Annotated in this window: 21 protein-coding genes; 16 read left to right on the top strand and 5 right to left on the bottom strand. The window is 70.8% G+C overall.

The genetic code is table 11. The features are described from left to right. The first annotated feature begins 27 nt into the window (after nt 1–27). The 4 genes from SD460_RS04220 (at nt 28) to SD460_RS04205 (ending at nt 5,049) form a co-directional block, all read left to right on the top strand. Nucleotides 28–2,367 (top strand): xanthine dehydrogenase family protein molybdopterin-binding subunit, encoded by a 2,340-nt coding sequence (locus SD460_RS04220; protein WP_318305931.1) that lies wholly within the window; start codon nt 28–30, stop codon nt 2,365–2,367. Then, nucleotides 2,364–3,206, top strand: coding sequence for an FAD binding domain-containing protein (locus SD460_RS04215; protein ID WP_290050671.1), 843 nt, complete (start codon nt 2,364–2,366; stop codon nt 3,204–3,206). The genes SD460_RS04220 and SD460_RS04215 overlap by 4 nt, the downstream gene beginning before the upstream one ends. After that, the gene (locus tag SD460_RS04210) at nt 3,203–3,664 is read left to right on the top strand and encodes a (2Fe-2S)-binding protein (protein WP_290050672.1); all 462 of its coding nucleotides are present in this window, start codon (nt 3,203–3,205) and stop codon (nt 3,662–3,664) included. Before SD460_RS04215 ends, SD460_RS04210 begins: the two co-directional genes overlap by 4 nt. Nucleotides 3,665–3,750: 86 nt before the next feature. Further along, complete coding sequence (locus tag SD460_RS04205) at nt 3,751–5,049, top strand: alginate lyase family protein (RefSeq protein ID WP_290050674.1); 1,299 nt, start codon at nt 3,751–3,753, stop codon at nt 5,047–5,049. A gap of 45 nt (nt 5,050–5,094) precedes the next feature. On the opposite strand, the gene SD460_RS04200 is transcribed toward SD460_RS04205, so the two are convergent. The 3 genes from SD460_RS04200 to SD460_RS04190 all read right to left on the bottom strand — a co-directional run bounded on the left by SD460_RS04200 (nt 5,095) and on the right by SD460_RS04190 (nt 6,732). Then, nucleotides 5,095–5,811: a S1 family peptidase gene (locus tag SD460_RS04200; RefSeq protein ID WP_290050675.1), complete on the bottom strand. Its 717-nt coding sequence runs from the start codon at nt 5,809–5,811 to the stop codon at nt 5,095–5,097. A gap of 161 nt (nt 5,812–5,972) precedes the next feature. After that, complete coding sequence (locus SD460_RS04195) at nt 5,973–6,344, bottom strand: hypothetical protein (protein ID WP_290050714.1); 372 nt, start codon at nt 6,342–6,344, stop codon at nt 5,973–5,975. 22 nt (nt 6,345–6,366) lie between these two features. Next, the gene (locus SD460_RS04190; protein ID WP_290050677.1) at nt 6,367–6,732 is read right to left on the bottom strand and encodes a hypothetical protein; all 366 of its coding nucleotides are present in this window, start codon (nt 6,730–6,732) and stop codon (nt 6,367–6,369) included. Nucleotides 6,733–7,178: 446 nt separating this feature from the next. Here SD460_RS04190 and lanKC point away from each other — a divergent pair, with 446 nt between their 5' ends. From lanKC to SD460_RS04170, 4 genes are all read left to right on the top strand, one after another. Beyond that, entirely contained in the window at nt 7,179–9,722 is a 2,544-nt protein-coding gene (gene lanKC / locus SD460_RS04185; protein ID WP_290050679.1) for a class III lanthionine synthetase LanKC, read from the top strand. 34 nt (nt 9,723–9,756) lie between these two features. Beyond that, nucleotides 9,757–9,906 (top strand): SapB/AmfS family lanthipeptide, encoded by a 150-nt coding sequence (locus tag SD460_RS04180; RefSeq protein ID WP_290050681.1) that lies wholly within the window; start codon nt 9,757–9,759, stop codon nt 9,904–9,906. A gap of 128 nt (nt 9,907–10,034) precedes the next feature. Further along, nucleotides 10,035–11,705 carry an ABC transporter ATP-binding protein gene (locus tag SD460_RS04175; protein WP_290050682.1) on the top strand — a complete coding sequence of 557 codons (1,671 nt, stop codon included), beginning with the start codon at nt 10,035–10,037 and terminating at the stop codon, nt 11,703–11,705. Further along, nucleotides 11,702–13,657: an ABC transporter ATP-binding protein gene (locus SD460_RS04170; RefSeq protein ID WP_318305930.1), complete on the top strand. Its 1,956-nt coding sequence runs from the start codon at nt 11,702–11,704 to the stop codon at nt 13,655–13,657. The genes SD460_RS04175 and SD460_RS04170 overlap by 4 nt, the downstream gene beginning before the upstream one ends. A 229-nt stretch (nt 13,658–13,886) precedes the next feature. Here SD460_RS04170 and SD460_RS04165 read toward each other — a convergent pair whose 3' ends face one another. Further along, complete coding sequence (locus tag SD460_RS04165) at nt 13,887–14,300, bottom strand: acyl-CoA thioesterase (RefSeq protein ID WP_290050685.1); 414 nt, start codon at nt 14,298–14,300, stop codon at nt 13,887–13,889. Then, nucleotides 14,294–15,526, bottom strand: a complete 1,233-nt coding sequence (locus tag SD460_RS04160) for a hydroxyacid-oxoacid transhydrogenase (protein ID WP_438860546.1) — start codon at nt 15,524–15,526, stop codon at nt 14,294–14,296. The genes SD460_RS04165 and SD460_RS04160 overlap by 7 nt, the downstream gene beginning before the upstream one ends. Nucleotides 15,527–15,709: 183 nt before the next feature. Between SD460_RS04160 and SD460_RS04155 the strand changes: the two genes are divergently transcribed. The 8 genes from SD460_RS04155 to SD460_RS04120 all read left to right on the top strand — a co-directional run bounded on the left by SD460_RS04155 (nt 15,710) and on the right by SD460_RS04120 (nt 22,684). Next, a complete protein-coding gene (locus SD460_RS04155; RefSeq protein ID WP_318306539.1) occupies nt 15,710–17,368 on the top strand; it encodes a thiamine pyrophosphate-binding protein in 1,659 nt (552 codons plus the stop codon). 213 nt (nt 17,369–17,581) lie between these two features. Then, the gene (locus SD460_RS04150) at nt 17,582–17,755 is read left to right on the top strand and encodes a hypothetical protein (RefSeq protein ID WP_290050687.1); all 174 of its coding nucleotides are present in this window, start codon (nt 17,582–17,584) and stop codon (nt 17,753–17,755) included. A gap of 207 nt (nt 17,756–17,962) precedes the next feature. After that, entirely contained in the window at nt 17,963–18,166 is a 204-nt protein-coding gene (locus SD460_RS04145; protein ID WP_086855961.1) for a cold-shock protein, read from the top strand. A gap of 64 nt (nt 18,167–18,230) precedes the next feature. Further along, entirely contained in the window at nt 18,231–18,455 is a 225-nt protein-coding gene (locus tag SD460_RS04140; protein ID WP_290050689.1) for a heavy-metal-associated domain-containing protein, read from the top strand. 139 nt (nt 18,456–18,594) lie between these two features. Further along, nucleotides 18,595–19,629 carry an ATP-NAD kinase family protein gene (locus SD460_RS04135; protein WP_290050691.1) on the top strand — a complete coding sequence of 345 codons (1,035 nt, stop codon included), beginning with the start codon at nt 18,595–18,597 and terminating at the stop codon, nt 19,627–19,629. After that, nucleotides 19,626–20,582, top strand: coding sequence for a thiamine pyrophosphate-dependent dehydrogenase E1 component subunit alpha (locus SD460_RS04130; RefSeq protein ID WP_290050693.1), 957 nt, complete (start codon nt 19,626–19,628; stop codon nt 20,580–20,582). The genes SD460_RS04135 and SD460_RS04130 overlap by 4 nt, the downstream gene beginning before the upstream one ends. A gap of 12 nt (nt 20,583–20,594) precedes the next feature. After that, nucleotides 20,595–21,608, top strand: a complete 1,014-nt coding sequence (locus SD460_RS04125) for an alpha-ketoacid dehydrogenase subunit beta (RefSeq protein WP_290050695.1) — start codon at nt 20,595–20,597, stop codon at nt 21,606–21,608. Then, a complete protein-coding gene (locus SD460_RS04120) occupies nt 21,605–22,684 on the top strand; it encodes an acetoin dehydrogenase dihydrolipoyllysine-residue acetyltransferase subunit (RefSeq protein WP_290050696.1) in 1,080 nt (359 codons plus the stop codon). Before SD460_RS04125 ends, SD460_RS04120 begins: the two co-directional genes overlap by 4 nt. Nucleotides 22,685–22,737: the final 53 nt, after the last annotated feature.

Here is a 22,737-nt window from a genome sequence, read left to right as displayed (position 1 = left end):
GTGTCGGAAGTGGCACCGTGAGTACTCGTGGCGGGATTGATCGGGGCGCGGGTGCGCCGCACGGAAGACCTTCGGCTGCTCACCGGCCGCGGGCAGTTCGTCGATGACGTCGAGCTGCCGCGGATGCTCGAGGCCGCCGTGCTGCGGTGTCCGCTGCCGCACGCCCGGATCACGCGGATCGACACCCGCGCCGCCGCGCGGCAGGCGACCGTGCTCACCGGGGCCGAGGTCAAGGCCGCCGTCGAAGCTCCGCAGCCGGTGATCTGGCGGAACGTCCCCGACATGCGCCTCACCGACGCCTACCCGCTCGCCGTCGATCGCGTCCGGTACCCCGGGCAGGGCGTCGCCGTCGTCGCCGCGGGAGATCGGGCCGCCGCCGAGGACGCGCTCGAGCTCATCGACGTCGAGTACGAGGAACTGCCGGCCGTCAGCACCCTGGAAGAGGCGCTCGCCGAAGGCGCGCCGCGGCTCTACGACGACTGGTCCGACAACGTCTGCGCACGCACGACCGTCGCGACCGGGGACGTCGCCGCCGCGTTCGCCGAGGCCGACGTCGTGCTCGCGGAATCCTTCCGGTTCGCGCGTCAGATGGGCGCGCCGCTGGAGACGCGGGGCGTGGTCGCGAACTGGGATCCCTTCACCGGGAAGCTCGACGTCTGGCTCGCGACTCAGGCGCCCAACCTCGCCCGTGAACTCCTCGCCGAGGTCCTCGGTCTGCCCGCGGGCAAGATCCGCGTGCGGACACCGGACGTCGGCGGCGGGTTCGGCACCAAGTTCGACTTCTACGGCGACGAAGTACTGGCCGCCCTGCTCTCGCACCGCACCGGGCGGCCGGTGAAGCTGATCGAGGACCGCGTCGAGAGCTTCGCCGCCACTGTGCACGCCCGCGAGCAGAAGATCGACGTCGAGTACGCCGCGAAGGCCGACGGCACCATCACCGGCGTGCGCGGCACCGTCCACGGCGTGCTCGGCGCCGAACTCGGCACGATCGCGTTCGGCCCCTGCTTCACGGCCGCGGCGTGCCTCACCGGCCCGTACGCGATCCCGGCGGTCGAAATGGACGTCGTCGCCGTCATGACCAACCGGACGCCGTACGGCTCCTACCGCGGCTGGGGCCTGCCGAAGGCGAACTTCGTGCAGGAGCGCATGGTCGAGCTGCTCGCCGCGCGCCTCGACCTCGACGCGCACACGGTGCGGCGCAAGAACTTCGTTCCCCCGGAAGCGTTTCCGTACCAGAGCCCGGTGTTCGTCTACGACAGCGGGCGCTACGCCGACTGCCTCGACCTGTGCCTCGAAGCCGTCGGGGAAGCGGCCTGGGCGGAACGCGTCGCCGAGGCCAGGGCGCGCGGTGCGTGCGTGGGGATCGGGTACTCGTTCCACAACGAGATCACCGCGTTCGGTCCCAGCCGGATCGTGAACCTCAGCGGGCTGCGGCACTCCGGGTTCGACGAAGAGGTCGTGCGGATCGACGCCACCGGCCACGTGACCGTCCACACCGGACAGTCGGCGATGGGGCAGGGGCTGCACACCGCGCTGGCGCAGATCGCCGGCCACGCGCTCGGCGTCCCGCTCGACCACGTCACCGTCGTCTCCGGCGACACGGAATCCTGTCCCTACACCGGGTACGGCACCGGCGCGAGCCGCGCGGCCGCGGTCGGTGGCGCCGCCGTGCTCACCGCGGCGACGCGGCTCAAAGCGAAGGTGCTGCGGATCGCCGCGAGCCTCCTCGAAGCCTCGCCGGACGACCTCGTCGTCGACAACGGCCGGATCTTCGTCGGCGGCGTCCCGCACCGGTCCGTCGGCCTGGCCGACGTCGGCGACGCGGCCTACCGGCGGCTGGAAGGACGGCTGCCCGAGGACGAATCGCCGACGCTGCAAGAGCGCGAGGTCTACGACCCGGTCAACGTCGCCACGGCGTTCGGCTGCACCGCCGTGCTCGCCGAAGTCGATCCCGAAACCGGCGTCGTGACCCTGCTCGGCTACCTCATCGCGCACGACTGCGGCACGGTGATCAACCCGCTGATCGTCGACGGCCAGCTGCACGGCGGCGCGGCGCAGGCCATCGGTGGCGCGCTGTACGAGGAGCTCGCTTTCGACGACGGCGGCCACCTGCTGACCCGGACCTTCCGCGATTACCTGGTTCCTTCGGCGACCGAGATCCCGCCGTTCACCCTCGCGCACATGACCACGCCCGCCGACCACATCCCCGGCGGCTTCAAGGGAATGGGCGAGGCCGGGGTGATCGGCGGCGGCGCCGCGATCGCGCACGCGGTCGAGGACGCGTTGCGCGACTACGACGTCAAGATCACCGCGTTGCCGATCACGCCACCCGGGCTGCTGGCCGCGATCAAGCAGGGCGCGCGGTGAAGGCCGCCGCGTTCGAGTACGTCCGGGCGGAATCGGTGACGGACGCGATCGCCGCACTCGCCACCGGCGGCTCGCAGGTGCTGGCCGGCGGGCAGAGCCTGGTGCCGTTGCTGAACATGCGGCTCGCGCGGCCGTCGCTGCTCGTCGACATCAACGCTCTCGACGAGCTCGCGTACGTCCGCCGCGACGGTGAGCACGTCGAGATCGGTGCGCTGACCAGGCAACGCGCTGTCGAGACCTCGGAGGTCGTGCGGCGGGACGTGCCGCTGCTCGCCCAGGCGCTGCGGCACGTCGGCCACGTCGCGACGCGCAACCGGGGCACGCTCGGCGGCAGCCTCGCGCACGCCGACCCGGCGGCCGAACTGCCCGCCGTCGCGGTCGCCCTCGACGCGGAAATCCTGGTCCGCGGGCCGGGCGGCGAACGCGTGATCGGCGCGCGCGAGTTCTTCGAGGGTCCATTCAGGACGGTGCTGACGCCGGGCGAGCTGCTGACCGCGGTCCGGTTCCCGGTGCGGCGGGCGGAGTGCGCGATCGAAGAACTTTCCCGGCGCAGCAAGGATCTGGCGCTGGTCGCGGTGTTCGTCACGGTGGAACAGGCGGACGGCCGGTGCGCCCGCGCGCGGATCGCCGTCGCGGGGGCCGGGCCGACGCCGATCCGGGCGGTCGCGGCCGAGGAACTGCTGCACGGCCGAATCCTCGACGACGCCGTGCTCGCCGAAGCCGCGCAGGAGATCGCGGCCGCCACCGATCCACCGTCCGACCTGCACGCGCCGGCCGCCTACCGCCGTGAAATGGCGGCGGTGCTCGGGCGGCGGGCTCTCACGAAGGCGGTCCGATGAAGGTCACCCTGACGGTCAACGGCCAGCCGTGCAGCGCCGACTGCGAACCGCGCCGGACGCTGGCCGACTTCCTGCGGCACGACCTGGGCTTCACCGGCGTGCACGTCGGCTGCGAACACGGGGTGTGCGGTGCGTGCACGATCACCCTCGACGGCGCGACCGCGCGGGCGTGCTGCCTGCTCGCCGTGCAGGCCGAGGGCGCCGACGTCACGACGGTCGAGGGCCTGGCCACCGGTGGCGAGCTGCACCCGCTGCAGGAGGCGTTCCGCGAGCACCACGGGCTGCAGTGCGGTTTCTGCACGCCCGGGGTGCTGGCGACGGCCGCCGAGCTGCTCGCGACCAACCCGGACCCGTCCGAGGCGGAGGTCCGGGAGGCGCTCGCCGGCCACCTCTGCCGGTGCACCGGCTACCAGTTCATCGTGGACGCCGTCCGCGCGGCCGCGGTGAAGCCGGCCTGACTTCGGGGGATTGCCTCCGCGATGTTCACATGCGTACCCTCCATTCACTCACAGGTCTGATGTTCATATTTGTGAATGGAGCGGACATGGTTTTCCGCCACACCGTCGTGGCCGCGCTCGCCGCGCTCGGCCTCGTCGCCACGTCCTTCGCCGCGCCGGCGGAGGCCTCGCCACGAAGCTGCAGCGTCCCGGTCATCGGGCCGATCTGCGCTCCCGACACCGCCGTCCTCGACGGCGCCCAGCTGCTCCGGACGAAGTTCGCCGCGCTCGTCGGCGAAAAGACGTCCCGCACGGCGTTGAACAACCTCCTCGCCGCGGCGAAGACGGACCTGACCGCGGGGCCGTGGAGCGTGACTTCGAAGAAGCAGGTCCCGCCCAGCGGTGACAAGCACGACTACCTGAGCCTCGCGCCCTACTGGTGGCCGACCACCGAGCCGACCGCCGAAAACCCGTGGGGCTGCCCGTTCGTGCAGAAGGACGGCCAGCGCAACCCGATCGTCGACGAGATCACCGACCACGCCTACCGCGGCGACGCGTTCGCCGCGATCTACCGGCTCGCGCTGGCCTGGTACTACACCGGGGACGCGCGCTACGCCCAGCGCGCGGCACTCGACCTGCGCACGTGGTTCCTCGACAGCGCCACGAAGATGAACCCGAACATGAACTACGCGCAGGGCATCCCGTGCAAGGTCGACGGGCGGGGCATCGGCATCATCGAGTTCTCCTACACGCTGACCCAGGTCGTCGACGCCACCGCGATCCTGGCGACGGGCGCACCGGGCTGGACGAAGAGCGACCAGTCCGGCATGACCGGCTGGTACACGCAGTTCCTCGACTGGCTCCGCACCAGCAAGAACGGCACCGACGAGGCCAAGGCCCAGAACAACCACGGCAGCTTCTACGACATGCTCGCCGCCGCGCTCGCCCTCGGCACCGGGCAGCGTGACCTGGCCAAGACGATCACGCAGAACGCCGGACCCGGGCGGGTCGCACCGCAGATCCAGGCGGACGGCTACCAGCCGCAGGAAGCGAGCCGGACCCGGAGCTGGCACTACTCGAACTTCAACCTGGTCGCGCTGACGCGGCTCGCCCAGATCGGCAAGCACGTCGGCGTCGACCTGTGGCACTACACCGCACCCAGCGGCGCGACGCTGTTCAAGGCGGTCGACTTCCTGATTCCGGGCGCCACGCAGGGCCAGCCGGCGTGGCCGTACCCGGAAATGGACTTCCGGTCGTACGCGGCGCTGGACGTCCTGCACGCGGCGGCCGACGCGGGCGATCGCGCGGCGCGCACGGCGTTGCCGAAGGTGCCGGTGCAGCCGGGCGGCGACCTCTACCCGGTCCGGCCGGCCGCCGAACAGCTCGACGACATTTCCACTTCCTGACACGGGAAAGGGGCCCGGTCGCGACCGGGCCCCTTTCCCCGGGAATCAGACCCCGGCGACCTGGGAAATCCAGCTGCGGTACCGCGTGATGTTCGTGTACGCGGTGTTGTTCGACCGGTCGCTGGTCGACGCGACACCGACCTGGCGGCCGGAGGCGAACATCGGGCCGCCCGAGTCGCCGCCGGCGGTGATGCCGTTTACGCGGTTCGCGCACACCGCGACGCCGCCGGTGTAGTCGCTGCAGCCGATCGAGTTGACCCGGACCGTCGCGACCTTCAGGTACCGCGACTGGCAGTTGATCTCGGAGCCGCACTGGCTGGTAGCGCCCCAGCCGTAGACCGAGACGTTCTGCCCGACCGCGACGTCACCGACGCTGCCCAGCGGCGAGTACGTCGCGCTGACCGACGTCGTGAGCTTGACGATCGCCAGGTCGGCGGAGCCCGGGTAGCGCGTGATGGTGGAGCCGGTGGCCGTCGTGCCGCCACTGGTCTGGTCCAGGCTGCCGATCCGGAACGTGTACGTGCCGGAGCTGCTGACGCAGTGCTTGGCGGTGAGGATGTACTGCGGCGCGATGATCGTCGCGGTGCAGTTCTGCTGGCCGTTCACGAACAGCCGGGCCGCCCAGGGGCCGCTCGTGGCGTTGCTGCCGCCGATGATCGACGGCTGGGCCTGCGGGGTGCTCTCGGCGGACGCGGGGCCGCCGAGGCCGACCACGGCCAGTGCGGTGCTCGCGGCCAGCAGGACGAACTTGCCGAATTTCACGCTCACTCCTTTCACGCGGGGGAGAGCCGCGTGGGGGGAAAGCCGGTGGGGACCGAACGACAAGAGTGTCCGAGTTTCAGGGGAATGTCCGGAACCGACGAAAGTCGCCGGTGGAATCCGTATTTATTTCCCCGCGGGGACTACGTGCAGTTCCCGTACTGTTATGCCGCGACCTCGGCCGGCGCGGTCTTGCGCAGCCAGTACAGGCCGATGACCGGCAGGACGAGCGGGATGAACAGGTAGCCCTCGCCGTAGACCGACCAGACGGTCGGGTGGCGGAACGCGGCCGCGTCGACCAGGCTCAGCGTGCCGATGGTGAGCACGCCCAGCAGCTCGATCGAGCAGGCCACGAGGGCCACGCGCCACCAGCCGTCACCGCGGCGGGCCAGCGCGATCGTCGCGACGATGTAGACGACGGCGGCGAACGCCGAGAGCAGGTAGGCGAGCGGCGCTTCGTGGAACTTCGTGCCGATCTGGACGCCGGCCCGCGACGTCGCGGCCAGCGCGAAGATCGCGTACACGGCGACGAGCACGCGTCCGGGGCCGGTGGCCGTCCTACGCCGTTGCTCCACTCCACACCTCGTTCAGTCGCAGCACCATCACCGGGATGGCCAGGCAGGCGATGCCCAGCACCGCCGTGCTCGAGCGGCTCCGCTCGGCCAGCGCCCAGACGGCGCCGACCGGCAGCACGACCAGGCTGCCGATCAGGTAGGCCAGGTAGGTCGCGAGGCTGCCGGGGCGGTCACCGCCGGCGAGCAGCACGATGCCGATCACCAGCTGGGCGACCAGCAGCAGCTCGAGGACCGCGAGCGCGATCAGGAGCGGGTTGTCCGGCAGCTTGTTGCGCGCCGACTGGACGAAGCTCCAGAGCGCGACGAGCGTGGCGGCCACGGCGACCGTCACGGCGAACCCGAAGATCACCCGTTCCTCCTTCCGCTCGCCGGGCGCCAACTTACTCCGTGGTACCGGCGGCGCCGCCCGCCGAGGTGCCGCGGCGTGGCGCGGGCCACGTCACGCTCCACTGTGGACAATTTGCGCTCACGTGACCTGGGGCTACCGGGTCAATTGATCACCGGCTCGCCTTGATGGCATTCTGCCAATTCGACGCCGTTGTTCCGATCGGCTCTTGTGTGGACCTGCGGGAATGAGATAAAAAGCTTCGTGTTACTCCACTACGGAGTGGTTGTCCGCCGGGTGAAAATCACCCTCAGTCCCGGTACCGACTGGTAAGTGCTCTTTTTGCCTACCTCGGATAGCCCAGTTGAACCCCCGGGTTGGCGGATTGGCGCGGGGCCGTTCAGCATGGGGGAATATTCCTCGTCCCGGCGCTGCGGTGGCCTGGGGGATCGCACGGAGAGGTATCCGGGATGGACCTGCGCTACGAAGCATATTGCTTCGCCGACCCGTTGTTCTACGACGAACAACCGGAAATCGGCGCGCCGGTCGACGAATTCGCTTCGGCGCTGCAGGCGCCGGCCGGCTGGGCCGTCACCGACCGCGGCGTCTGGCGCGTGCTGCACCCGCGGGGCCGGGTTCTCCCTGGCCAGGGCTGGAAAATCCACGTCTCCGCCGGTCTGGACAATGCTCGCCGGGTCCTCGAGCAGGTGCACGAGTACTGCCTCGAGCACCGCGTCTCGTACAAGCACCTCCGCTCGATGCTGACCCTGCTCGCCCGGAATTCGAAATACGCGCCGCGGGACGGCAGCGCCAAGCTGGTGACGATTTACCCGGTGGACGAGAGGCAGCTCGAGCGGGTTCTCGAAGACCTCTCGGCACGGCTCGAAGGCGAGCACGGGGCCTATATCCTGAGCGACCTCCGATACGGCGACGGTCCACTCTACGTGCGTTACGGCGGATTCGCCGAACAGTGGGTCGAACACGACGGCAACCGCGTTCTGGCGATCCGCAAGCCGGACGGACGGCTCGTACCGGATAAGCGGGAGCCGACGTTCTCGGTGCCCGACTGGGTGAAGATTCCGGCCTGTTTGCGGAACAGCGTTGCCGCGCGTAAGTCCGGCGACCCGAGTCAATTCCACTACCGGGTGACGAGTTCGCTGCACTTCTCGAACGGCGGCGGCGTCTACGTAGCCGACCCCAAGGCGGGTGGCGATCCGGTCGTCCTCAAGGAGGCTCGCCCGCACGCCGGCCTCGACAAGGCGCGGATCGACGCCGTCGAACGGCTCCGCCACGAGCACGACGTCCTCGACCGGCTGGCCGGCGTCCCGGGGGTGCCGAGGGTCTTCGAACGGTTCACCGTCTGGGAGCACCACTACCTGGCCATGGAATACCTGCCGGGCACCTCGCTGGGCAACTGGCTGGCCCGCAACTACCCGCTGACCAGGCGCGGCACGACGGACGCCGACCTCGCCGACTACGCCCGGCGCGCGCTCGACGTCATCGAAGGCGTCGAGAAGGCGATCCAGGCCATCCACGCCCGCGGCGTCGTCTTCGGCGACCTGCACCCGCTGAACATCCTGATCGACGACGACGACCGGATCTCCCTGATCGACTTCGAAATGGCCTTCGACGTCGAATCCGGCGACCGCCCGGCCCTGGGCGCCCCCGGCTTCCGCGCCCCGGCCGACCGCACCGGCTTCGAGATCGACGAGCACGCGCTCGCCGCGTTGCGGCTCTGGCTGTTCCTGCCGCTCTCCCAGTTGACGGAGCTCGCCCCGCCGAAGCTGCCCGGCATCGCGGAGTTCGTCGAACGCCGGTTCGCGCTCCCCGCGGGCTACGCCGACGCCGCGGTCGCGGTGCTGGCCCCCGCGGTGCCCGCCCCGGTCCACACCGAGCTCGACCAGGAGAAACCCGACTGGCCGCTGGTCCGCAAGCAGATCGCCGAGGCGATCCTGGCCAGCGCGACCCCGGCGCGCCAGGACCGGCTGTTCCCCGGCGACATCGAGCAGTTCCGGGTCGGCGGCGCCTGCTTCGGCGTCGGCGCCGCGGGCGTGCTGCACGCCCTCGACGTCACCGGCGCCGGCCGGTTCCCCGAGCACGAGCGCTGGCTGATCGATGCGGTCCGCCGCGACCCGCCGACCCGCCCGGGTTTTTACGACGGCAGCTACGGCATCGCCTACGTCCTGGAGAACTTCGGCCACCACGACGAGGCCACGAAGCTGCTGTCGTCGTCCGCGCGCCTGGTCGAGCAGACGACCGACCACGCGCTCGAGAGCGGCCTCGCCGGCATCGGCCTCGCGATGCTGCACTTCGCGGCGGTCCGCCAGGACAACGAGTTCGGCCGCCAGGCGCTGACCACGGCCGTCCGGCTGGCCGAGGCGCTGGAGACGGCGGCGCCGCCCGGCAACTTCGCCCGCGCCGGCCTGCTGTCCGGCTGGACCGGGCCCGCGCTGCTGTTCATCCGGCTCTTCGAGCGCACCGGCGAGCCCGCCTGGCTCTCGTTCGCCGACCAGGCGCTGACCCGCGACCTCGAGGAGTGCGTCGCGACCGACGACGGCTCACTGCAGGTCCGCGACGGCGCGTCCCGCACCCTGCCGTACGCCGGCGTCGGCAGTGCCGGAATCCTCCTGGTCGCCGAGCAGCTGGCGCGCCACCGCCCGGACGCCGACGCCTGCGAGAGCCTCCCCGCCCTGCGCGAGTCCTGCCGCGGCGAGTTCGTCATCCACCCGGGCCTGCTCTACGGCCGCTGCGGGCTGGCGGTCGCACTGGGCATGGACCCGGACCCATCACCGTCGATCCGCGCGGCGATCGACCTCCACCTGGCTCGGCTGTCCTGGTACGCGGTCCCGTTCAAGGGCGGCCTCGCGTTCCCCGGCAACCAGCTGCTGCGCCTGTCGATGGACGTCAAGACCGGCGGCGCGGGAATCCTCCTCGCCCTCACCGCCCTCCTGGACGGCAAGGAGGTGCTGCCCCTCCTGGGCCGCACGCCGTCCCCCCAGACCTCCGGTCGCTGACCGGCGGATCCCGAAGGAACAGAAAGGAACATCGATGGAACTCGTTCTGGAGCTGCAGGCCATGGAGACCCCCGAGGTGCTCGACGGCGGCCACGGCGGCGGCCACGGCCACGGCGGCGCGTCGAACCTGAGCCTGCTCGCCTCCTGCGCCAACAGCACGCTCAGCCTCCTGACCTGCTACTGACCCGACGGATCGCCGGCACCTAGCGCCGAGGTGAACTGGTGCGGGAGCGGCACAGGCCAAGTGCGCCGCTCCCGCACGTTCATTCTGACCCCGGTTCCGCCCCGGCGGTACCTGTCCGAAGGAGTGAGATGCGCGGCCCCGCCGATCGGCTGCTGGTCAAGGTGGCCGCCCTCGACCGCCTCCGCCTGACGGCCGTGGTGGGCATCGCGCTGATCGCCACCGCGGCCGGCCTCCTCCTCCCCGGCGCGCTCGCGGCCGCGGTGGACGCCGTGGTCGCGGGCCGCCCGAGCTGGCCCGAGGTCTCTTGGCTGCTGCTGGTCGGCGGCGCGGAGATCGCCGCCGACGTCCTCGGCGGAATCCTGACAACTCACCTGACCGCGACGGCGTCCGCCTGGCTGCGCCGCACCCTCTCGGACAAGCTGTTCGCGCTGGGCGCCACCCGTTCCCGCTTCGCGGAGGGCGACGCGATCAGCCGCCTCACCGGCGACTGCACCGGCGCGGGCGGCATCGCCGCGATCGTCGTCCAGTGCGCCTCGATGCTGGTCATCTCCTCCGGCGCGATCGTCCTCCTCGCCTTAATCGACTGGCGGCTGGCGCTGGTCTTCCTGGGCAGCATCCCGTTCGCCTTGCTGCTCGCGCGGAGCCATTTGCGCCGCACCGCCGACGACGTCCTCACCTACCAGCAGGTGTCCGGCGAGCTCGCGGCCCGCATGGTCGACGCGGTCGCCGGCCTCCGCACGATCGCGGCGTCCGGCACGGCTGATCGCGAAGCCGAGCGAGTCCTGCGCCCGCTGTTTCAGCTGACGCTCGCCGGCCAGCGCCTGTGGCGTACCCAGGCCCGGATGGTCTGGCGCGCGGGCTTGCTGACCCCGGCGGTCGAGCTGTCCGTGCTGGCCGCCGCCGGCTTCGGGGTGCTGAGTGGCCGGCTGAGCATCGGCGACGTCGTGGCCACGCTCGGCTACGTCGCCCTCGGCCTCGGTCTGGTCACCCAGATCCCGATGCTCACCATGCTGTCCCGGGCGCGCGGCTGCGCCGAACGGCTCGTCGACGTCCTCGACGAGCCCGCCCCCGTGCCCGGCAAGCTCCCGCTCCTACCCGGCGACGGCACTCTCGAGGTCCGCCACGTCAGCGTCACCGGCGCGCTGGCGGAGATCGACCTACGCATCGACGGCGGCACGTTTCTGGCGGTCGTCGGCCGTTCTGGCTCGGGCAAATCCGCGCTGGCCGCCGTTATCGGCGGGCTGCTCACGCCCGACGAGGGTCAGGTCGTCCTCGACGGCCGTCCGCTGGAGTGCATCCGCCCGGAGGAGCTACGCGCGGTCGTCGGCTACGCCTTCGAGCGTCCGGTCCTGCTCGGCACCACAGTCGCCGACGCGGTCGGCTACGGCTCATGGGCCGGCGAGTCCGCAATCCGCGGCGCTTGCCGGACCGCGCAAGTCGACGAGGTGATCGTCCGGCTGCCCGAGGGCTACCGGACGCCGCTGACCGAGACGCCCCTGTCGGGAGGAGAAGCCCAGCGGCTCGGACTCGCCCGGGCGATCGTGCACAACCCGCGCGTCCTGATCTTCGACGACGCCACCGCCAGCCTCGACACGGTCACCGAGGCAGCGGTCGAGCGCGCCTTGGCCGGGGCGCTGCCGGGCCGCACGCGGGTCGTCGTGACCCATCGGGCCGGCACCGCCGCCCGCGCTGACCTGGTCGTCTGGCTCGAGGACGGCCGGATCCGCGCGGTCGCCCCACACGCCGCCCTTTGGCGAGAACCCGCCTACCGCGGTGTCTTCACAGAGGACGACGAGTGAGCCTGCGCCGGTTGTACTGGTCCGCCCTCGCCGGGCAGTGGCGCGGCGGCGTCGTGCTGCTGGTGTGCTCGCTGCTCGAAGGCATACCCGCGTTCTTCTCGGGACGGCTGGTCGAGCTGTCCGTGGACCGCGGCTTCGTGGTCGGCAACCCGGCAGGCGGCCTCGGCTGGCTGACGTTGTTCGGCGCGGCCGCCGTGCTCGGCGCGTTCGGCGCGCGGATGGTCTGGCACCAGCTCGGCAAAGTCGTCGAACCCCTGCGCGACGCGCTCGTGACGGCCGTCGTCCGAGGCGTGCTGCACGACGACTCCCTGCCCCGCAACCAGCCGGACTCCAGCGGCGTCGCGCGGATCACCCAGCACGTCGAGGTCGTGCGCGACGCGACCGCGGGCCTGCTTGTGCAGGCCCGCGGAATGCTGGTGACGACGACGTCGGCGCTCGCCGGCCTCGTGACCGTCGCCGGCGCGCTCGTGGTGCCGGTCGCGCTACCCGTGGTCGCCGCGCTGGTGATCTTCGGCTGCCTCCTGCCATCGCTGGCTCGCCGCCAGCGTGCGCTGGCGCTGGCCGACGAGCACACGGCGTCGACGGCCGGTGCCTCGCTGTCCGGCATGCGGGACATCGTGGCCTGCGGTGCGCAGCCGGTCGCCGCGCTGGCGATGTACGACGCCGTCGATGCTCAGGCCAGCGCCGCGATCCGCGTGGCGCGCTCGAGCGCCCTCCGGGCGTTGGTGATCTCGCTCGGCGGGTTCGTTCCCCTGCTCCTTGCGCTCGCACTGGCCCCGGGCCTGGTGGTCAGCGGTGAGCTGACCGCGGGCGCGGCCTTGGGCGCGCTCGTCTACCTGGCCACGACGATGCAACCGGCCCTACGCGGCCTGGCGGCCACAGCCGGCACCGTCGTGCTGCGGCTGCTCGTCGCCCTTCGCCGGTTGGCGGAAACCGCCGAGCTGCCCGCTGTCGTCGATGGCACGGCGACTCCGCGCGGCGTCGACATCCGGGTGCACGGTCTGACGTTCAGCTGGGGTGCGGCAGCCGAACCCGTGGTCCGAGGTCTGGACCTGGGGCTGCGGCCGGGAGAGCACCTCGCCGTCGTCGGGCCGAGTGGCATCGGCAAGTCGACATTGGCTGGCCTGCTCACGGGGATGCTCGAGCCGCAGGAAGGCCAGGTGCTGCTCGGCGGTGTCCCGGTCCGGGACGTGCCGGCGGCCGTGCGCCACGAGCTGGTGGCGCTGATCCCGCAGGAGGCGTACGTCTTCGCGGGAACGGTGCGGGACAACGTGAGCGTGTTTGCCCCGTCGGCTTCGGACGACGACCTGTCGTCCGCTGCGGACGCGGTGGGCGCGGGCGCGCTACTGCGGCGCCTGGGCGGCCTCGACGCCGAGATCGGTCACGGCGGCGAAGGCGTCTCCGCGGGCGAAGCGCAGCTGCTCGCGTTGGCCAGGGTGTACGCCAGTGCGGCGCAACTGGTGATCCTCGATGAAGCGACCTCCCATCTCGACCCGGTGGCGGAAGCCCGCGCGGAGCGGGCCTTCGCCGCGCGGGGTGGTGTTCTTGTCGTGATCGCGCACCGGCTTTCTTCGGCGCTGCGCGCGGACCGCGTGCTTGTCGTGGACGGACGCGAAACCGCAGTGGGCAGCCACGCCGAACTGGTGGCCAGGTCGGCGCGGTACGCGGAACTCATGCAGGCCTGGGCGACACCGGTGCCCGACCATGCGGCCACCGGTGCCCGCCCGACTGCTGGTGCAGCTGGTGAACCGACGGGTACCTCGACCGGTTCGCCTGTGGGCGGTGGTGTGGCCGTTGGCGGGGCGCCTTCCGGCAACGGCCACACCACACTGAGTCCCTCCGTGGACGGTGGAGCCGCGACCACCGGCGGGGCGCCTGCCGGCGGCGGTTCTGCGGCCACCGTGGGGCCGTCGGTCGAACACGATTCCCGGTGCCACCGGATCGACGCCTAGGTCGCCATCCGTGTCGCGAGCCGCACGTGTTCAGTCGAGGGCAGGTCCACTGTGGACTGATCTCCTGTGCTTTCAGCTTATCGCCGTCGGAGGGTTGGGGAAGCCCTCGTGGGAAATCTGTGGACAACTCGGCGATGTTCGAGCGGCCTGTGGACAACTTGCGCCGATCGAGCGGTTCTGTCGGTGCCGTCGGGCATGATCGGAAGTACTGGAAGCAGGGCGGTGTGCATCAGCTGGGCTGCAGTGCCTCCAGTGCCTCACGAAGCTTGCCCGAGAGCGGGGTCGGCCGGCGTGACTCGCGGTCCACGAAAACGTGCACGAAGTGGCCTTCCGCGACCAGGGTCTCGTCGGCGGCGTACATCCCGATCTCGTAGCGCACGCTGGACTTCCCGAGGTGCGCCACCCGCAAACCCACCTTCAGCGAACCAGGAAAGGACACCGATGAGTGATACCCGCAGTGCGACTCGACGCACAGCCCGATCACCTCCCCGGTCTCGATGTCGAGACCGCCCTGCTCGATCAGCCAGGTGTTGATCACGGTGTCCATCAGCGAGTAGTGGACGACGTTGTTGACGTGACCGTAGACGTCGTTGTCCTTCCAGCGCAGCGGAACCGTCTGCCAGTGGGGGTACCCGTTCACCACAGCGACACCGACTCGCGCAGGATGTCCGACAGGTCTTCCGCGGAAGCCTCGCGCGGAGCGGTGGCCAGGAGCCGTTGCTGCTTCAGCGTTCCCTCGACCAGTGAGTCCACGTCGGACTCCGTGTAGCCGACGGCGCCGATGCCGTCCGGGATGCCGATCTGGCGCATCAGGTCGATCAGCACCGCGGGCAGGTGGTCGGCGAAGTCGCCGGGCCACTCGAAGTCGGGCGCCAGCAGGCGCGCGACGCGCAGGTGGCGGTCCGGGGCCGCGTCGAAGGTGAAGCGGAACGCGGCGGGCGCCGTCAAGGACACGGCCATGCCGTGCGGCACCATGGGTTCTTCGCCCGGGTAGCCGTCGGGGTGGAAGTTCCTGACCTGGCCGGCGATCGGGTACGCGTTCGCGTGCGGGATGTGCACGCCGGCGTTGCCGAACCCGAGTCCGGCGAACGTCGCGGCCAAGGCCATGGCTTCGCGGGCCTTGAGGTCGGAACCGTCGCGCACGGCGGCGGGGAGGGCCCACGACAGCAGCCGGAGGGACTGCTCGGCGAACATGTCGGCCAGCGGGTTGGCTCCGCAGTACGGCACCCTTTGCTCCGGGCGCTTGCGCTCGAACTCGGTGTACGGCTTCGCGGTGTAGCTCTCGGCGGCGTGGCAAAGGATGTCCATGCCGCTGGCCGCCGTCACGCCGGCGGGCTGGCTGACCGTGAGCCGGGGGTCGACGACGGCGAGGGTCGGGCGCAGCCGCAGGTGGCTGATTCCGCTCTTGACGCGCAGGGACAGCACGTCGAGGACGCAGACCGTGGTGCTCTCGGAGCCCGTGCCGGTCGTGGTCGGTACCGCCACCAGCGGCTTCAGCGGGTGCTCCGGTGCGCGGCCGCCGCCGACGGGGGCGTTGACGTAGTCCATCAGGTCGCCGTCGTTGCTGGTGAGCAGGTTCGCCGCTTTCGCGGTGTCGATGGCGGAGCCGCCGCCGACGGCGACGAAGGCGTCGTACGGCCCGGTTCCGCGGGCGAAGTCAACCGCCTTCTGCATGCTGACATCGGTGGGCTCGACGTGTACGCCGTCGAAGATCTCGGTCTCGATGCCGTAGCCGGCGATGCCGTCGGCGATGCGGCGCGGCCAGCCGGTCGCGGCCACTTGCGGGTCGGTCAGGACGAGCACGCGGTGGGCGCCGTACTGCGTCAGGTCGTAGCCGATCTCGTCGCTGGCGCCGGTTCCGTACTTCAACGCCGGTGCGCCATAAGTAAAAACGGTTTCATGTTCGGTTGCGGCCAAGACTGCGGTCCTCGCTCCCTTGATCGGCTAACAGTCGGTCAAAGCGGACATTCGGCCCATCCTTGCCGGGTTTCGGCGAAGATCACTTGACTGCACTGAACGGTGCCCGCCTAAGCTCTCCTCATTAGATACCAACTGGGAGCGACCGTCGCCCAGACGGCCGTGCGGATCCTGACCGAGGCGCGTGTCCGCCGCGTTTACGCGGTGGTCGGTGAGTCCTTCCTGGAACTGCTCGACGCACTGCAACGCGAGCGGGAGATCACGCTGGTCTCGGCGCGCCACGACGCGGGTGCGGCCTTCATGGCGGAGGCGGAGGGCAAGCTCACCGAGCGTCCCGCCGTGCTGCTCGCCAGCCGGGGGCCGAGTGCGGCGAGCTTGGCTATCGGCGTCCAAACGGCGTACCAGGACGAGACGCCGATGGTCGTGCTGCTGGAGACGCCGGCGACGGAACCGATGCCTTCGTCGTCCGGGGAGCTGCCGACGTCGGACTTGACCGCGATGTTCGAGTCGATCGCCAAGTCGACATTGCGGGTGACCGACCCGGACAGCCTGCCCGGGCTGCTGGCGCACGCGCTGACCACGTCCCAAGAGGGACGGCCGGGGCCGGTCGTGCTCGGTGTGCCCTGTGACGTCTGGGGCATGCCCTACGACGCGGCGAAGCCGATGGCGCGGGTGCGGCCGCCGGCGTCCGGGACGCTGGGCCGTTCGGCTGACGCCGTCGCCCAGCTGGTGGACGAGGCCAAGTACCCCGTGGTCATCGTCGGCGGGCGGGCGCGGTCGGCGCGGGACGAGCTGATCGCCGTGGCCGACGAGCTCGCGCTGCCCGTCTACAACGCCTTCCGGCGGCAGGACGCCTTCCCCGAGAACCACGCCCGCTACGCCGGGCACCTCGGGCTCGGCATCCCGGCCCGGCAGCTGGACGCGCTCGAGCGGGCCGACCTCGTCGTCGCGCTGGGCACGCAGCTCGACGAGGTGACGACGCAGGCGTACCGCTACCCGACGCCGCAGCAGACGCTGGTGATGGTCGGGACCGGGATCGATGTCAGCCCGAAGCGGCGGGGGCTCACGTTCCGGGTCGACTCCGAGGTCGAGCCGTTCCTGCGGGAGCTGCGGGCGGTGGCGTCGCCGCGGACCCGGCGCGCCTCGGCGGCGAACGCGGCCGTGCACACCTTCATGACCCCGCCCGACACCAGCGGGAACACGCGGGTGCACCCGGTGGACGTCGTCCGGGCGCTGCGGAAGCTGGCGCCCGAGGACACCATCGTGACCAGCGATGCCGGCAACTTCGCGCAGTTCATGCACCGCTACTGGTGCTTCACCGCGCCGCGCAGCCAGCTCGGGCCGAGCAACGCCGCGATGGGGTACGCCGTGCCGGCCGCTGTGGCGGCGAAGCTCGCCGAGCCTCGGCGAACCGTCGTGGCCATGGTGGGGGACGCCGGTACGCTGATGACGGGGCAGGAGATCGAAACCGCGGTGCGGTACCGGGCGCCGGTGATGGTCGTCGTCTTCCAGAACGGCGTTCACGGCGCGCTGGCGATGCACCAGGCGCGCACGCACGGGCGGCTGTCCGGGGTGTCGATCCCGCTCACCGATTTCGCATCGTGGGCGCGTGGACTGGGCGCGGCTGGGTACACGGTGGACGATCGGGAAGAACTCGAACCGATCATCGCCAGTGCGCTGGTGCGGCAGCGGCCGTGCGTCATCGACGTGCGGACGGACCCCGATGTGGTGACTCCGGACGTCCGGCTTTCGTCGCTGCTCGGACAAGCGCGCCCGCAACCTCCCGCCCAGTAACGGTTTCACTCGGTTTCATTACGGGAAACGCCGGGAAAGTTGTGTGGTAGCACGACGAAGGCTCAGGTAGCCTGACGGTGTTCCGGCGGTGGTTCGCCGCCGAACCTTCCCGGCCGGGTCCCGGCGGGAGACAACGGTTTCTGTCGGTGCCGCCTGGCACCATCACGGTCATCACCCGCGCCGCAGCGGGCAGGGAACGAGGGGAGTTTCGACGTGACCGATCACCAGCACGCATCCGAACCAGCGCGGAAGTCCTCCGGCGTCGTACCGGTGCTGTTCAGCGCCTCCGCCGAGGCCCACGACGACGCCGTGGTCGCGGGGGAGCGCGACACGGCCTGGCGTTCGCCGTTCACCACGGAGGGGCTGCGCCCGGCGAGTGGCGAATAGCTCACCCCTCCCGGGTGAAGACCGCTTGTCCGCCCAGGTCGAGGTGTGCTTTACTGCAGAAGGTCTCGATTTTTGTGTTCGTGATGAGTCACGCTCGCAGAACTCAGCGGGCGTAGTGTCTCCTCGCCGAGGAAGCAAACCGTTCGGGCGTTGACCCGGGTCGCCGAAGTGGCTTCCTGTTTTTGGTGTTACACATGGAGATTTTTGATGACTCAGGGCACTGTGAAGTGGTTCAACTCCGAGAAGGGGTTCGGCTTCATCACCCCCGACAACGGTGGCGGCGACGTCTTCGTTCACTACAGCGAGATCCAGGGTAGCGGCTTCAAGAGCCTCGAGGAGAACGCTCGCGTCGAGTTCGAGATCGGCCAGGGCCAGAAGGGCCCGCAGGCCACGTCGGTCACCGTGATCTGACTTTGATCTTGGGGAAGGGCCGTCACCCGTTCGGGGTGGCGGCCCTTTTCGTATGCTGCGCACCATGATCGAGCACGGCTACACCGTCTCCGGGATGAGCTGCGGCCACTGCGCGCAGTCGGTCACCGACGAAATCACCGCGCTGGCCGGAGTGACCGAAGTGGACGTCGACGTCGCGACCGGCCGGGTCGTCGTGCGCGCCGAAGCCGCGCTGGCCGAGGACGACGTCCGGGGCGCGGTCGAAGAGGCCGGGTACACCTACCAGGGCGTCGTCAGCCTCGTTCCGTAGCTCCGCGCCGGCGCCGGGAGAGCGCCCGGGTGTCGTTCGACGCTTCGTGGGTGCCGCTCGGCAGTGCAACGGCCTGCAACCCTTCCTTCCGCGCCGCCCGCGGAGTCTCCTGTTCTCCGGTGACGAATCGGGAGGTCAGGTGGGTGAAACGGTGGCGGGGATCGTCGCGAACCCGGCTTCGGGGCGGGACATCCGCCGGCTGGTCGCGCAAGCTTCGGTGTTCCCCACCGCGGAGAAGGCGAACATGGTCCAGCGGCTGCTGGCGGCGTTCGCCGTGACCGGGCTCGACCGGGCCCTCGTCTCGACCGACCTCGGCGGGATCTCCGCCGCGGTCCTGCGGGCGCTCGGCCGCGGCGGGACCTGGCCCCAGGTCGACTTCTGCGAGGACGACCCGCTCACCGGCACCGCGGCCGACACGACCAACGCCGTGCGGCGGATGGTCGACGCCGGGGCCGGGGTCATCGTCGTCCTCGGCGGGGACGGGACCGCCCGGGTCGCCGCCGCGGCCTGCGAAGACGTGCCGATCATCGCGCTCTCGACCGGGACCAACAACGCGTTCCCGCAGATGCGGGAAGCCACCGTCGCCGGGCTGGCCGCCGGGCTGATCGCGACCGGGCAGATCGACCCCGACCTCGTCACGCACCGGGTCAGCGTGCTGGAGGTCGTCACGAAGGCACGTCGCGAGATCGCGCTCATCGACGTCTGCGTGTCCACGAGCAAGCACATCGGGGCGCGGGCGGTGTGGGACCCGTCGACACTCACCGAGCTGTACTGCACCTTCGCCGAGCCGGACGGCATCGGCCTCTCGAGCGTTCCAGGCCAGCTCTGTCCCAGCCCGCGATCCAGCCCGGACGGCGTCGCGCTGCAGCTCGGGCCGGTCGGGGAGACCCCGTACGTCGTGCAGGCGCCGATCGCGCCCGGGCTCGTGCGGCCCGTCGGCGTGCGCGGGTGGGGCGTCCTGCGGCCCGGTGTGCGGGTCGAGCTGGCCGCGGCCGGCGGGGTCATCGCGCTCGACGGTGAGCGTGAACTCGAACTGAAGACGGGGGAGAGCGCGTTCGTCGAGCTCAAACCGGATGGGCCGTGGTGCGTCGACGTCCGGGCGGCGATGGCGGAAGCGGCGACGAAAGGGCTGTTGCGCACGGAAACCGAGCAAGGGAAGGAGCGTCGAAGATGACGGACACCCTGCGGGAGGCGTATCGCGTGATGCGCACCATCCGGGCCTTCGAAGAGCGTGTGCACGAGGAGTTCGCGACCGGCGAAATCCCCGGGTTCGTGCACCTCTACGCCGGTGAGGAGGCCTCGGCCACCGGGGTGTGCCTCCACCTCGACGACCGTGACGCGATCGCCAGCACCCACCGCGGCCACGGCCACTGCATCGCCAAGGGCGTCGACGTCCACGCCATGATGGCCGAGATCTACGGCCGCAAGACCGGGGCCTGCCGCGGCAAGGGCGGCTCGATGCACATCGCCGACCTCGCCAAGGGCATGCTCGGCGCGAACGGCATCGTCGGCGGCGGCCCGCCGCTCATCTGCGGCACCGCGCTCGCCGCCAAACAGCAGAACACCGGCGGCGTCGGCGTCGCGTTCTTCGGCGACGGCGCCAGCAACCAGGGGACGACGCTGGAGGCGCTGAACCTCGCGTCCGTCTGGAACCTCCCCGCGATCTTCGTCGCGGAGAACAACGGCTACGCAGAAGCGACGTCGAGCGCCTGGTCCGTCGCGTCGGACAACATCGCCGACCGGGCCGCCGGGTTCGGGATGCCGGGCGTGATCGTCGACGGGTTCGACTTCTTCGCCGTCCACGAAGCCGCCGGTGAGGCCGTCGAGCGCGCCCGCGAAGGCGGCGGCCCGACGCTGATCGAGGTCAAGTTCACCCGCTACTTCGGGCACTTCGAGGGCGACCAGCAGACCTACCGGGCCGGCGAAGTCGCCCACGCCCGCGCGACCCTCGACTGCCTCAAGCGGTTCCGCGACCGCGTCACCGACAGCGGTGAGCTGGACGGACCGCTCCTCGACGACATCGACGCCGAAGTCGCGAAGCTCATCGAGGACGCCGTCTCGGCGGCCAAGGCGGCGCCGAAACCCACGAAGGAAGACCTGGAGACCGACGTCTACGTGTCGTACTGAGGAGCGCACGCCATGGCCAGGACGATCAGCTACCGCGAGGCGATCAACGAGGCGCTCGCGCAGGAGATGGCCCGGGACGAGTCGGTCATCGTCATGGGCGAGGACAACGCGGGCGGCGCCGGCAGCCCCGGTGAGGACGACGCCTGGGGCGGGGTCCTCGGCGTCACCAAGGGCCTCTTCCACAAGTTCCCCGGCCGGGTGCTCGACACGCCGATCTCCGAGTCGGCGTTCGTGGGCGCGGCGATCGGTGCCGCGACGCGCGGGCAGCGGCCGGTCGCGGAACTCATGTTCATCGACTTCATGGGCGTCTGCTTCGACCAGATCTTCAACCAGGCCGTCAAGTTCCGGTACATGTTCGGCGGCAACGCCCGCACGCCGGTCGTCATCCGCACGATGTACGGCGCCGGGCTGCGGGCCGCCGCGCAGCATTCGCAGTGCCTGTACCCGATCTTCACGCACATCCCCGGGCTGAAGGTCGTCGTCCCGTCGAACCCGTACGAGGCGAAGGGCCTGCTCATCCAGTCGATCCGGGACGACGACCCGGTGATCTTCTGCGAGCACAAGGCGCTCTACGACACCAGCGGCGAGGTCCCGGAGGACAGCTACACGATCCCGTTCGGCGAAGCGAACGTCGTGCGCGACGGCGACGACGTCACGATCGTCGCGATCGGCCGCATGGTCGCCATGGCCGAAGGGGCCGCGAACGACCTCGCGGCCTCCGGCATCGAAGCCGAGGTCATCGACCCGCGCACGACCAGCCCGCTCGACACCGAGACGATCCTGGAGAGCGTCGAGAAGACCGGACGGCTGGTCGTCGTCGACGAAGCGTCGCCGCGGTGCAACCTCGCCACGGACATCTCGGCGCTCGTCGCGAAGGAGGCGTTCGGCTCGCTGCGGGCCCCGATCGAGATGGTGACGCCGCCGCACACGCCGGTGCCCTTCTCCGACGCGCTCGAGGACCTCTACATCCCGGACGCGCAGAAGGTCCTCAACGCGGCGAAGGCGGTCGTGGAGTACCGGCGATGATCCGGCCGGTCACGATGCCCAAGTGGGGCCTCTCGATGGAACGCGGCCGGATCACCGCCTGGCTCGCGGCCGACGGCGACGAGGTCGTGACCGGTGACGACCTCGCCGAAATCGACACCGACAAGATCGCGGGCACCCTGGAGTCCCCAGGAAGCGGCGTGCTGCGGTGCGTGGTCGCAGCGGCCGGTGAGGACGTGCCGGTCGGTGGCACGATCGCGCTCCTGGCTGATCCTGAGACGCCTGCCGAAGAACTCGACGAGGCCGCGCGGCAAGCCCGCCAGGAGATCGACGCTGGGGCAATCGCGGGGGACGAAGGCCCGGTCACCGGCACCGTCGAGGTCGACGGCCGTTCGCTCGCCTACGCCACGCTGGGCACGGAGGGCGACGTCGTCGTGCTGGTGCACGGCTACGGCGGTGACAAGAACTCCTGGCTGTTCGTCCAGGAGCCGCTCGCCGAACACCGGATCGTGCACGCGCTCGACCTGCCCGGGCACGGCGAATCGACCAAGGACGTCGGGGACGGCTCGCTCGGCACGCTGGCCGACGCGGTCCTCGGCTTCCTCGACGCGCTGGGCGTCGAGCGAGCGCACCTGGTCGGGCACTCGCTGGGCGGCGCGGTCGTCGTGGCGGCGGCCGCGAAAGCACCGCACCGGGTCGAGAAGCTGACGCTGCTCGCCCCGGCCGGGTTCGGCGGGCCCGTCAACGCCCGTTACCTGCGTGGATTCGCCACCGCGACGTCCCGGCGGGAACTCAAACCGCACCTGGCCGCACTGTTCGCGGACCCGGACCTCGTCACCCGCCGGCTGGCCGACGACCTGCTCCGGTACAAGCGGCTGGACGGCGTCGACCGGGTCCTCACGACCCTGCTCGGCACCCTCCTCGACGGCGACGCGCAAGCCATCGACGCAGCTCGACTGCTGTCCACAGTGGACGTACCCGTCACCTTCGTCTGGGGCCGCGAGGACGCCGTGCTGCCGCCGGGAACCACCCGGCCGGACGTCGAACACGTCGACGGCGCCGGGCACCTGGTGCACCTGGAAGCCCCCGGCGCCGTCGTCGCCGCGATCACCCGCTGACCCGGAGCGAGATTGTCGCCACCTTCCGATCACCGGAACGAAAAGGCAGACTG

The sequence above is a fragment of the Amycolatopsis solani genome, from assembly GCF_033441515.1.
Taxonomy (GTDB): Bacteria; Actinomycetota; Actinomycetes; order Mycobacteriales; family Pseudonocardiaceae; genus Amycolatopsis; species Amycolatopsis solani.
The sequence above is the reverse complement of the archived record's forward strand: the minus strand, read 5'-3'. Positions and strand labels throughout refer to the sequence as shown.